This is a genomic window from candidate division KSB1 bacterium, assembly GCA_022562085.1.
GTDB lineage: Bacteria > Zhuqueibacterota > Zhuqueibacteria > Oceanimicrobiales > Oceanimicrobiaceae > Oceanimicrobium.
On the sequence record JADFPY010000113.1, the window covers coordinates 1 to 12,051 of the forward strand.

Consider the following 12,051-nt stretch of genomic DNA (forward strand, 5'->3'; position numbering starts at 1 on the left):
TAACTTAGGTTATAGCTACAACTATTTGTTCGTGAACTTATTTGAATCATGGACTCCGGAGACTTGACATGAAAAACCTGCTATTCCTCTCAATTCTGGTTCTCGCTGCTCAGATATGCAAGGCACAGGAATCGACAGGCCGTCTGGAAGGGATTATCGTAAGAAGCCAAACTAACGAATCCCTGGAAGGGGCAAATGTCACGCTGGTTGGCACGCAAAAAGGGGACGCCACAGATAAGAAGGGCACCTTCAAGATTGAGCAAATCCGTCCGGGAAAATATGAAGTAAAGATTCAACTAATCGGCTATAGAACACATCACCAAAAGATTCAAATTCAGCCAGACAAGACGACCAAAATATATCTCACTCTTGAACCTGCGGTTCTCGACGCCCCTGAAGTTACTGTTGAAGGCGAACGAGTTGAGGACATCCGCTTACAAGTTAGCCCCCCGTCTTTTAAACTGGAACCCAATGAGGTGAAAGAGATGGCCGGCGCGTTCGAAGATGTAATGCGCTCGGTTTTCAGCTTGCCGGGGGTACAGGCGACCAGTGATTTTGGCAATCAATTTATTGTCCGGGGAGGAGGGCCGGATCAAAACCTAGTTCTTGTGGATGATGTCGAGATCTTCAATCCCTACCGAAACAGCGGTATGCCAAGTTTAATCAACCCAAGCATAGTAAGGGAAGTCAACCTTTATGCTGGTGCTTTTCCGGCCCTTTTTGGTGACCGCCTTTCATCGGTACTGACCGTCCACACCCGCGATGGCTCGACCCAGAAATGGCTTTCCGGACAAATCGGGTTGAATCTGGTAAATGCAAACTTCCTGTTTGAAGGAAAGGCGCCACTTTGGAACGGCTCATGGTTGGTCAGCAATCGCCGGACCTACAATCAACTCTTCGCAGAATCGTATGCAAAACGTCTGACTTCAAATAATGTGGCTTTGCCGGACTTTGAAGATTGGCACATCAAAGTTGCGCTGCACCCGAGCCCAAAGCACAGGCTGCAATTCCACAGTATTTTGGGAAGTAACAACCAGGCTTTCCTCATAAAAGAAGATCTGGGAGAACAAGATTCAGAACGCGAGACGCTCGACGGCGATGACAAGATAAAAACGAATATTGTCGGTGGCTCCTGGAACTACCTCTTATCTCAGCGCTTTCAAACAAAAATTTACGCGAATTGGTATAAGAATAGCGGTAACAGCAGCTTCGCTGGTGACTTTCTTCCGGCAAACGATGGGGCAGCATTGCGGTTTGCCACAGGGTTTGCAACCGAACCTCCTCCCGTGTTTAGTGGTGGGGACTCCGTATTTGTGTTTGCGCATGATCAACGGTTTGATTTTCGCAAACTTGCATTCGGAGGCTGGTTGGTCTATGAGCATGGCCGCCATGTCATCGAATCAGGGTTCGGATTTGATTTTTTGAAAAACTCAATTGACAGCCAATTGAGTTTTAGCGAGTTTGGAAAGGTGGTTTTCGACGCATTGCAAACAGCTCCAAATTTTTTTGGAGCCCTTGGAGACTCTATCGATCAAAGAAAATCTTACCACCGATCTAATATCTATGTGCAGGACAAATGGACAGTATTGGGCGGCAAAGCTTTCGTTCAGCCGGGCTTGCGATTTGATTATTATGATTTAATTAAACGCGGCTATGTATCGCCGAGATTGAAGGCTTCTTATCATGTCAATGCCGAAACCACCATCAGTGCGGCCTGGGGTATCTATCGACAAAGCCCGGGCTTCGAGAAACTGCTCGATGGCGGGCGCGTGTTCGATCTATTAAAGTTTGAAGATTTGTCAGAATTATCAGCTGAGAAAGCGGTTCACAACGTATTTGCTGTTCAGCGTCAGTTTGGAGATCAATGGCATCTCACGGTTGAAACATACTACAAGAGATTTGACGATCTGATCGATCAAACAATTGAGCTTGTGGAACGCCCGGTTGCCGTCTACCTGGCTGGCCAACCAGGTCTTCCCGATTCATACAGGGTTGAGAAAGAGCTAGTGTTCAAAAAGAATCCAAAAGCCGTAAATGACGTAACCGGCAATGCCTACGGTCTCGATGTTCGCCTTGAAAAGGGAGTCAGCCAGGTATCGGACTGTTTGTCTGGTTGGCTGTCTTATTCGTTTGGAAAATCAATGAGGACACAGACTTTCGATGACCGAAGGATGTCGTACCCCTATGACTTCGACCGACGCCATAGCGTAGATGTGGTACTCAATCAGCGCATCGGTCCCAAGTTAACGCTAGGCCTAACATGGCGCCATGGAACGGGTTTCCCCTATACCCCCGCGTTGGCCGTTGAGCCGTTGGTTGCCGAAGTTGCCAGCGATCCCTCGAATCCTGATCTTATTAAACCTACAATTCTGACCGACCCCGAAACCGGAGCGGCCCGCTTTGTGCCAACGTTTGGAGGCCCGGAAAACATCAACTCACGACGGTACCCGGACTACCAAAGACTCGACGTACGGATGACCTATTCAACTAAATGGCTCCACTCAGAATGGCAATTCTATTTGGACTTTGTCAATCTCCTCAACCGGAAAAACGTACTTCTTTTTCGCTCCATTGTCAGGACTGAAATAGATGAAAGCCTTCCACAATCTTTGCAGTTTCTTAGAGTAAGAGCGTTTGAAGAACCGGTCAACCTCTATCCGTTTATTCCATCTTTTGGTGTACACGTAGCTTTTTAGGAGAAGCAAATCCCTTTATGCTTGAAGGTAACCCATTTTGTGGCCATTGCCCGCATCCACTGGAAGAGATACCGCAGTTTCTTGAGAAACTTTACGATATGCGCTCTACGATTTGCGATTTTCAAAAAGAGTCTGTACTTCTCAAATTGTAGATTGTCAATCAAAATTATCGACAAAGTTTTGTCGATGTTTGGCGCTAAGCGCCTAATTGATCCATCTATGCAAACAAAAACTGCATGCCGAAAGTGAACTTCCGTCTGTATGTCATCACCAACCGCCTGCTGTGTGGAGATAGAAGCTTAGCGCAGGTTGTCGGGGATGCTTGCAAGGCCGGTGTAAAGGCCATTCAACTCCGTGAAAAAGATATACCAGCCAAATTTGTTTACAATTTGGCTCAGGAAATTCAACAAATCTGCAAGAGAACTGGCGCCAAATTGCTGATAAATGATCGCTTTGACATTTCTGGAGCGGTCGGAGCTGACGGCGTTCACTTGACGTCCAAAAGCCTTCCCGTTGAAATTGTCCGCAAAAATTTTAATTCAGATAAACTCGTTGGCGTTTCGACTCACTCACTTGAGGAAGCCAGGCGAGCTGAAGATTCCGGCGCCGACTTTGTATTATTTGGACCTATCTATCCTACCCCTTCAAAAGCCGCATATGGGCATCCGCAAGGCCTAACAAAATTGCAGGAAGTAGCAAAATCAGTTGCCATTCCAGTCTTTGCAGTTGGTGGAATGACTCCTGAAAAAGCGAAGGAATGTGTTGAGAGCGATGCGTTTGGAGTTGCAGTTATCTCTTCGGTGATGAGTACCCGGGATATTTCGGCAACCTTAAAAAGTTATAAGGATTACTTAGGGAGACTTTAATTTATTAGGAAAAATCTAAAAAATGAGGATTGACTTTTAGAAGATAAAGTGTTATTTTATTTTTGAATGGAAACCATCTCGCTTTGTCACCTCCCAGTTTTACGCAAAACTAACCCTTTGATGTATTTTAAATGCGTATCAACTCATCCAAACAGAAACCTTAGGAGGAGGAACTAAATGGAATTTCACGCACCTCATTACAAGGAATACGTCGAAGATTTTCAGAAAATTGCCAAGCACTACTGCCTCAACCCTGAGAAAATAAAAATTGAATTTTACACTCCCCAATGTCAAGCCATCTTAACCGAACAGATTGAAGATCACACTTTCAAGATTCATATTAATTTAGAAGAAGATCGCATCGTTTCAATTAAGCAACTTACTGGTAATGGAAACGGCAACACGGATATGTTCAAGGAAAAATACAGAAAATTCATGAAATGATTTTTCCTGAGTTGATAAAAGCGGAAGGTTAAAGCGGGGGTTCAAGAATAACGGGGAATCCATTGTTGTCAATAATCTTACCTAAATCACCATCATAAAATTCCAGTTGATACGTTTTTGTTTCAATTAGATGTTTATTCACAGTCCCCTTATCTCTTTCAATTAAATATCTCAATTCTTTCAGGTCGTTCGACCAGTGAAACCCGTTAAAAAATTCAGCGCCTTTGAATTGAGTTTTGTAAAGTGAGTTCCTCGAATAGCAGGTCCCCAAGTAGATTTGATTATAATCCAAACCTGAAAAATAATGGACTGCTGAAGTCATCAAAAACATTCCCAAATTGTGAACATAGTAATTTAAATCGTAAAAAGAGTAGTAGTAATAGGCCAGCGATTTTTTTTCAAGAAAAAGTGTTACGATTCCCACGTCTTTTTTGGTTTTTGTGTCGGTAAAAATTAATAAATGAGACACGATCTTTGACTTAAATAATGAGTCCAGCCGATCATAAGTCATGATGTCTTTGCCGAATTTTATGTCGGCGTAGGTCTTGCAAAACTTCCGCCATCTTTTTGTATATTCGAATTGACTTCTTGGAACTAACCGGTATTCGATGTTCTCGCATTTGCGCACAATTCTTCGATTCTCGGAGGAGAGTTCGAAGCAATTCAAATCGACCCGCACCTGGCGGCAAAGATAAAACCGTTCAAATTCAGGAGATGAGGGAAGAAATCCGCCGGCGAAAATCATGGCCGGGGTTTCATGCGGTTCGGGAATAGCCCAAATGGCATATGGGAAAATGTAGTTTGTATAGTCTGACTTGTATTCGGAAAATAGGAGTTTCATGATTCTTTTCTATAAACTATAAATAAACCCTTGGCAGCCGGGCCCGCCACCCGGATAAAATATCATAAGAAACGGTGCCCTTCAATTTTGCGATTTCATGAACATCGATTTCTTCGCCATTCTGTTTTCCCATTAAAACCACTTCTTCCCAGCTCTTGGTTTCGGGGATTTCGGTAATATCGACCATCATGGCGTCCATGGCGTTTCCGCCGATAATTGGAGCTCGTTTACCGTGAATCAGAACTTCCCCCTGGTTACGAACCCGCGGGTAGCCGTCGCCGTAACCGAGGGGAATCACTGCAACCTTTCTATCCGAAGCAGCCCGGTAGCGCAGTCCGTAGCCGACATAGTCTCCCCTTTCCAGCCCACGAATTACGGCAATTCTGGCTTTTACGGACATTACCGGTTTTAAGCCGTCAATCCGCCGGCAGACCTGCGAAGGATAAACACCGAGTGGTAAAATTCCGATCCGTACCAGATCAAAGTGCGCTTGCGGAAGGTCCAAATAGCCGCCGGTGTTGCACATGTGAAGGTATTTCACTTTGATGCCCAGTTGTTTAATTTGACTGAGAACTTTCTCGAATCGCTCCAATTGCTGCAAAGCAAAAGTTTTATCTAATTCATCTGACATAGCAAAATGGCTCATGACGCCTTCCAACTCGAGGTGTTCAATGTTGGCAATTGCTTCAATAACCTTAAGTGCTTCCGTCCAGCGCACGCCGTGCCGGCTCAGCCCGGTGTCTATTTCAATATGGACGGGAATCTTTTTCCCGGGGCCGAGGGCAGCCAGTCTTTGAGCTTGAGCAGAATCATTTACACAAATTGTAAAATTGTATTCGACGCAAAGTTTCAATTCTTCCTCTGTACGTTCTCCAAAGATAAAAATTGGCGCGGCGATTTCATTTTCACGAAGCTCGATCGCTTCATCTAAAGTTGCCACCGCCAGATATTTGGCGCCAGACTCGAGAGCCATTCTTGTGATTTGCACAGCGCCATGCCCGTAAGCTTGGTCCTTCACTACCGAAATAATTCCTAAATTTTCCCCTTTGTCCTGATTGATTATTGCAAAGTTACGCCGGAGTTGTTTGAGGTCGATTTCAACCCAGGCGGGGCGTGTTGATTTTGGCATTCAATCACTCCCCGGCGGCCACAAACTCTGTCCGATGTCCGTCCGGTAATAACTCCCCAAACAATGAATCTTCCGAATATTATCATAGGCTTTTTTTATGGCCTCTTCTAGAGTCGGCCCAATTGCAACCACATCGGCCACCCTCTGACCGGCAGTGTATAATTCACCTTTTGAATTTGCAGCAACTTCATTCCACCAAACATGGCAATTCAGTTTCTCCAAAACTCTAACCGGAAAGTTAGGGCTATCGATTTGACCGTACGGATAACCGTACCCGGCCAGGGTTAATGAGCAGCCAAAATTTAAAGCATCCTTAAATGCTATTTCAGTTTTTTGGTTACTTGCGACCTCCAATAGAATTTTCAGCGGATCTTGTAACATTTCTAAAATGATTGGGCCGCAGGTCACGCCGATGCGGACGTTATACTCAACCACACACCACTGATTATCGCGACGAATAGCTGTTACCTGAACGGGACCGTTAAACCCAACTTCCCGGAACCAGGGTAATAGCGGGTGCAAAAGTTCTTTAGCTAAATTGTATTTGTCTTCCGGGTCTTTTTCAACCAAACCTCCGAGAGGCGCTCCTGCCACGATTCCCATATTGCCGTCAAAAGCACGTTTGTACTCCTGGTTGGTGACGAGAGAATGAATTTCTCCATCGCTGACAAACACAATATGTCCCGCTTCCCGCCGGCCCATGTATTCCTGCAAAAAAACGCCCTCTTCGTAATTAATGCGTTTCAGCCAGCTTCGAGTTTCCTCGACAGTTTCACAAACGATGGTGTGGATGGGACTGCCAGGTGAGCAGAGCGGGTTCTTGATGACATAAGCCATAGGATTTCTATCAAGGATTTTTTCGGCTTCAAGGCGGTTTGTTGCTACAATGGATTTCGGGACTGGAATATCAAACTTTTCACAAAGCCCGGCTGCAAAAAACCGGTCTCTCTCGAGCTGCATGGCTTTGCCGCGTGGAGATAGGATGGGAATGTTTAATGATAGAAATTCATCTACCCAATCGGCTGTCGCCCAGTCAATTGACATCGGGATAACAAGATCGATTTCTTTTTGCTTTAAAAGCTTGCAGGGATTGGGGTGCGTTTTGCTGAAAAAGGTCTCTCCTTCCAAAGAAGGACTGTAGTGGCCGGCTTCACTCGTGAGATAAGTATAAACCCGGGCGCCGTTTTGTTTTAGATGGTGCAGAACGCCCTGGGCCGGGGCGCCGGCGCCAAAAACCATGACTCGCTTTGGAAGTAAGTTAAATAATTCACTTGAGGCCATAATTCAACCCTCTTGAAAAATTGTCGATGCCGGTGTTGGCGCCGATGGCGAGTCGCGGGCTTTGCTTTTGCATGTTTAGGGACTCTCAAAAATTCAATGTTAACGTTGAGAAAAACTTGCGAGGCTCTTCAAGAAACTTGTCCCGCAAAGTATAAGCGTAATTGAACATGTTTTCGGTACCAATCATAAGGGAAGCTTTCTTCCAATAATAAAGGACTCGGGCAGTGAAGACTTTTTGTGGTACGAACTGATGTTCATCTTCGGGGGGTAGAAGATATTGTTCTTGCGCACTGCTAAATATATAATCAGCTTGCAACTCAAAATTGCCAAACCGTATGGACGGCTCGATATAAGCAATGAGTTTCTGGCGATGAGTTAGCAATTCCTTCGTTTCTGTGTTATGTGGATTTAAATAAGTAAAATTGACACGTAACCTCAGCCGATTGTCCCACCAGCTTCCCCTTGCAGCAAACTCAATCCCCGGTATCTCTACCTCAGTAGTATTCCGAAAGCTGGCGGTCGCACCATCTGCACCCGGTTCAATCAAATCATTAACTTTGGTATAAAACCCGGTTAACTCTACGTACGAGTTCTGCGTGATTTCTTGCTTAATGCCGAGTTCATACGACCATGAAGTTTCTGATTTCAATGAAGGATTTGCGACCCACGTAAAGTTCGCAATTTCCTGGTTGCCAAAATAAAGATGAAAAATGTTAGGGAATTTGAAGCCGTTTGAAAAGTTTGCTCTTATCGTGGTGCCTTCAAACGGATGATAATTTAGCCCGATTTTTGGTGTGAAACGATCAAACAAGCGAGCTTCAGGTAATATAAAGGAGGTGTCTGTTTCCGCAATCTTATAGCGGTCATAACGCGCCCCTAATGTCAAATTTAGTTTCGTAAAAAGACGCAAATCCGCCTGTACGTAGGGCGCAATAAGAAAAGCTTTTCTCTCGCCGTATACATCTGCTTTTACTCTGTCGTATTTAAAGTCCGAGCCCCCAATGAGCAAAAGCTTGTTCCACGGCAAATAGGTCGCCTGAAGCGTCCCCCAAATTCCGATCGCAGGTGTGAAGTCTACGTCCGTGGCCTGTGTGCCTAAGAGAGAGCTAATAAAAGACGCGTGCAGTTCGACCGCCGCCTTCGATGAAATCGGCCGGCTGTATTTTGTCGATAGGGTAACCCCCCATTGTTCCTGGCGTTTGCCTCTTTCGCCAATAGCTACAAGCGTTGCTTCGGTTTGATTTTTCCAGAGGACAAAGGCCTCTCTATCATTAAACATGTAATTTCCAAATAAGGACCACTTGGAGCCGTCATCGAAGTTGTATACAAACTTACCGGAAAAGTTGTAAAGGTCGTAAGCGCTGTTCTCAACGTAACCCACTGAAGAGCTCCTGCTGCCCGACAACCTCATGCCTAAATTGCCGATTTGCCTACTGTGCCGGAAGTCAACACGGTTAAAGTTCAACATACCATCCTGAAATTCGGGAAACTGTTTGAAATTGTCATAGACGCCAAAAGTTGTTCGAAGGTACGTTTCTGTCGCCGGCCCCGGATCACTCGTGATAAAATTGATGACGCCGCCCATCGCAGAAGATCCGTAAATAGCAGAACCGGAGCCACGCACAACTTCAATTCGCTCGATGTCGGAAGGCGGCACGATGAACCAGTTCACTCGACCCAGGTCGCTCGTCGTTATCGGCACGCCATCCATCATCACCAAAACACGGCTGCCTATGCCAAAAGTCCAACCATCTGAGCCGCGAATATTTACGTTTTCCTGTAAAATTTGAACGCCTGCAGCTGTCTTCAAGACATCTTCAATACGAATCTGGCTTTTTTGCCTGATGTCATTCGCAGTCAAAACCTCGATTGTCGAAGGCGTACTTGCGGCCTCCTGCTGCCACTTACTTGCAGTGACCACCACCGGATCAATTTCAACAGGTGCCTCTTTTAAGCGGACTTTCACGACTGCGCGCTCATCAGAAGTGACATTCACTGCTACCCGGGCAGTACGGAAACCTATCATGGATATTCGTAGTGAAAATGTGCCGTAAGGAACTCTTTTGATAATAAAGGCACCTTTTAAGTTGGTGCTTGCCCCCAGCACGGTTTGCTCAATTTGAACGTTTACGCCTGGCAGACCCTCATTGGTAGCATCATCCAGTACGAGGCCAGTTATGACTCCCTGCGCAAAAACGCCCGCTACCGAAATCAAAAGCAAAAAGAACGTAAATACAACCTTAGTCCTGGTATTCATTTGTGCGGTTCTCCGGAATCAGTACTGAATGTTGCCAAAGTTAGCGGTAGTCTCAACTTTTATGCTGCTATCAGGGAAGGCTTCAAAAGCCGTGAGGGAACTGGTCACGATATTCGGTTCAAGTATAGATCCTCCTACCTGGTTGAAGGCAATTACCATAATGGTGGGACCGGGGGCAATGCTAAATTTAAAATTCAATGAATCGACTTGCGCTGTGGGAAGAAAACGTATATCTGCATTTCTTAGCAGATTACAAACAGTTTGGTCCTGCAATAAGCTCAGATCTGCAAATACAATTCCTAAATTTTCGATATTTTCGGGCCAGCCATTAAAATGAATGACACCTGCAACGTTTGCTGTCCTATTCACTTTTCGCAGCCCGATATCAATTGAAACGCGATCAACAAGACGCTGGTCTTCTGTTATTGAAATCGGAATGAGCGCCCCGTCTTCGCAATAGGAACCCACAAGGTTCTCGATTACAGATATGGGTTGTCCGCGTTGTTTCCAAATCACGAACAGCGCATCGAAATCGCCTGTTTGGGCTTCCAGAATGAATGGTACATCCTGAGACGAATCAGTGCGGCTTAACTCTCTGAGCGAGATTGTCTGTGTGAACCTGGGGGTTAAGCCGTCCATTAACGCCAGGATGAGCTCATCGGTGGCCTCCGGAACCACTGAATCAATATGAATTTCGCCTTGAACGGTTGCAAAAAAGTTTTCATCCAGGCCGGCATCGTCACATGCGTAAAAAGCAGTTAAAATTAATATTATTGTTAAAATAAAAAAAGCGCTAAAGAAGCGCCTGCACCATTTAAACTTCATGTTTTACCTCTGTAAAAAATCTCCATCCGGGCCTTTCTAAATTCGGCCAAATATAAGCAATTCGGTTTTGAATGTCAATATTTTACTTTGCTGTAACACGATGCGGATTGTTTTCCAACTATCAGGCTGAATAGGTCAAAAATGTGCGAAGGACTTTTGGCACTTGGGCTCACAATCTCAGTTGAAAAATTCATCTGGTTTAATTAAGTTAACTCGGGAGTTTTCTTAGTAGAAAAATAACTTTGGCGTAAACAAAATCGATACCAAACACATCTTTTTCATCATTGCTGCCTCAACTCTTTATGGTTTAATAACCGTGGGCGGGCAGTACTTTCACAATGTGGGATTCTCATTATATGAGATTTCCTGCCTTATCTTTTTTCTGGCAATCTCTTTGATCCCGCTTCTGATATTTAAAAAAGAATATCGGTTCCCCAGGGAACAAATAACTTTTTTTATCATTTTTGGTTTTATTGGCGCCGGGTTGCAAATCGGTCAGTTTGCTGGAATTGTATTGGGGGTTCCGGTTGCCATTATAGCTTTGCTGTTGTACTCTCAGCCGATTTGGACCTCAGTCTTCGGGAGGCTCTTTCTGAATGAGGCAATTACAACCCGGAAAATTCTGGCTCTTTTGCTAGCTTTAACCGGGATTCTAGTTTTGGTCAATCCGTTTGGTATTCAGAATAAATTCAGCACCGCCGGTCTCTTGGCGGCTCTTGGCGCCGGTGTGTTTTTCTCCCTTTGGGTTATTTGGGGCCGAAAAAGCGGGTTGAAAAATCAGCATTTTGTTACTACAACTTTCGGTTTTTCCTTTTTTACATCTCTCTGGCTGCTCTTGCTTTACCCGCTTGCGACGTTTCTTTGGCATGAACCGAAATTCGTACGATTAGACCCGGGGGTGTATTTGGAATTCCGGTGGGCGGTTGCCGGGTTTACTATATTTGCCGGTTTGATGCCGAACTTTCTCGCCTTTGCCGGCATGAGAAAAGTCGACGCGTCAACAACCGGAGTCCTTTTATTGTTTGAACCGATTAGCGCCGCCATTCTTGCTTTTATATTTTTCAGCCAACCTCTGACTTCAAATATTTGGTTGGGAGGATATTCCTGTGTGTGGGTCACGGACGCTTTGGTGGCCCGGAAGCCGGCCTTGCGCAGAAGTCTGGCGGCATCAGGGTAGGGCAACCCCACAATATTAGGCAGGAATCTCACCTGGCCGTGGCGGACATAAAGCGGCATAATTGCTTGGTCCAGGAATAACACGATGATCATTCCCAGCATCGCCAGGGCGGTAAAATATCTCAGTGCGGACCGATAGCTCATCTCTTCCTCAAGCGTACGGCGAAAACTCCATCCACTTGGTGCTGGGCGGGAAAGGTGGCCAGTGCTCCCTGGTCATCGATCCAATCGGCGGGCACTCCCGGTGGCATGGAATCTATGTGGTACTGCTGGTGCTTGCGCTGAAATGCGGTCACCAGATCCCAGTTTTCCTCAGGCTCTAAGGAGCAGGTGGCGTAAACCAGCAGTCCCCCAGTGGGCAGCAGCTGGGCGGCGCGCTCCAGCAGGGCAGTCTGTAGCGCAACCATTTCCGGCAAGTGTTCGGGTTGCCGGCGCCAGCGCAGGTCCGCCCGGCGGGCCACCACCCCGGTACCGGTGCAGGGGGCGTCAACCAGAATTTTATCAGCCGTGGGCAGCGCTGTTTGCAGGACGTCACC

At 45.9% G+C, this 12,051-nt stretch carries 10 protein-coding genes; 4 read left to right on the forward strand and 6 right to left on the reverse strand.

Features of this window, described 5'->3' with window-relative positions:
• The first annotated feature begins 68 nt into the window (after positions 1-68).
• The 3 genes from IH879_11135 (at position 69) to IH879_11145 (ending at position 4,006) form a co-directional block, all read left to right on the forward strand.
• The gene (locus IH879_11135; protein MCH7675490.1) at positions 69-2,696 is read left to right on the forward strand and encodes a TonB-dependent receptor; all 2,628 of its coding nucleotides are present in this window, start codon (positions 69-71) and stop codon (positions 2,694-2,696) included.
• Positions 2,697-2,932: 236 nt separating this feature from the next.
• Positions 2,933-3,562: a thiamine phosphate synthase gene (gene thiE, locus IH879_11140; GenBank protein ID MCH7675491.1), complete on the forward strand. Its 630-nt coding sequence runs from the start codon at positions 2,933-2,935 to the stop codon at positions 3,560-3,562.
• Between the two features lie 177 nt (positions 3,563-3,739).
• Positions 3,740-4,006: a hypothetical protein gene (locus tag IH879_11145; GenBank protein ID MCH7675492.1), complete on the forward strand. Its 267-nt coding sequence runs from the start codon at positions 3,740-3,742 to the stop codon at positions 4,004-4,006.
• Between the two features lie 28 nt (positions 4,007-4,034).
• Here the strand turns inward: IH879_11145 and IH879_11150 are convergent, their stop codons facing one another.
• The 5 genes from IH879_11150 to IH879_11170 form a co-directional block, all read right to left on the reverse strand.
• Positions 4,035-4,847 carry a hypothetical protein gene (locus tag IH879_11150; protein ID MCH7675493.1) on the reverse strand — a complete coding sequence of 271 codons (813 nt, stop codon included), beginning with the start codon at positions 4,845-4,847 and terminating at the stop codon, positions 4,035-4,037.
• Between the two features lie 16 nt (positions 4,848-4,863).
• Positions 4,864-5,976, reverse strand: a complete 1,113-nt coding sequence (gene alr, locus IH879_11155) for an alanine racemase (GenBank protein ID MCH7675494.1) — start codon at positions 5,974-5,976, stop codon at positions 4,864-4,866.
• A complete protein-coding gene (locus IH879_11160) occupies positions 5,977-7,257 on the reverse strand; it encodes a phosphoribosylamine--glycine ligase (GenBank protein ID MCH7675495.1) in 1,281 nt (426 codons plus the stop codon).
• 85 nt (positions 7,258-7,342) lie between these two features.
• Positions 7,343-9,514, reverse strand: coding sequence for a TonB-dependent receptor (locus tag IH879_11165; protein ID MCH7675496.1), 2,172 nt, complete (start codon positions 9,512-9,514; stop codon positions 7,343-7,345).
• 18 nt (positions 9,515-9,532) lie between these two features.
• Positions 9,533-10,339 carry a hypothetical protein gene (locus IH879_11170; GenBank protein MCH7675497.1) on the reverse strand — a complete coding sequence of 269 codons (807 nt, stop codon included), beginning with the start codon at positions 10,337-10,339 and terminating at the stop codon, positions 9,533-9,535.
• 340 nt (positions 10,340-10,679) lie between these two features.
• Here IH879_11170 and IH879_11175 point away from each other — a divergent pair, with 340 nt between their 5' ends.
• Complete coding sequence (locus IH879_11175; protein ID MCH7675498.1) at positions 10,680-11,516, forward strand: EamA family transporter; 837 nt, start codon at positions 10,680-10,682, stop codon at positions 11,514-11,516.
• Positions 11,517-11,655: 139 nt separating this feature from the next.
• Here IH879_11175 and IH879_11180 read toward each other — a convergent pair.
• The coding region (locus tag IH879_11180) for a 16S rRNA (cytosine(967)-C(5))-methyltransferase RsmB (protein ID MCH7675499.1) at positions 11,656-12,051 on the reverse strand (396 nt) is incomplete at its 5' end.

Bases quoted from the DNA above. Each gene is read 5' to 3' on its own strand.
- IH879_11170 (MCH7675497.1), bottom strand. From the start codon at position 10,339: ATGAAGTTTAAATGGTGCAGGCGCTTCTTTAGCGCTTTTTTTATTTTA.
- thiE (MCH7675491.1), top strand. From the start codon at position 2,933: ATGCCGAAAGTGAACTTCCGTCTGTATGTCATCACCAACCGCCTGCTG.
- IH879_11145 (MCH7675492.1), top strand. From the start codon at position 3,740: ATGGAATTTCACGCACCTCATTACAAGGAATACGTCGAAGATTTTCAG.
- IH879_11165 (MCH7675496.1), bottom strand. From the start codon at position 9,514: ATGAATACCAGGACTAAGGTTGTATTTACGTTCTTTTTGCTTTTGATT.
- IH879_11160 (MCH7675495.1), bottom strand. From the start codon at position 7,257: ATGGCCTCAAGTGAATTATTTAACTTACTTCCAAAGCGAGTCATGGTT.
- IH879_11150 (MCH7675493.1), bottom strand. From the start codon at position 4,847: ATGAAACTCCTATTTTCCGAATACAAGTCAGACTATACAAACTACATT.
- IH879_11135 (MCH7675490.1), top strand. From the start codon at position 69: ATGAAAAACCTGCTATTCCTCTCAATTCTGGTTCTCGCTGCTCAGATA.
- alr (MCH7675494.1), bottom strand. From the start codon at position 5,976: ATGCCAAAATCAACACGCCCCGCCTGGGTTGAAATCGACCTCAAACAA.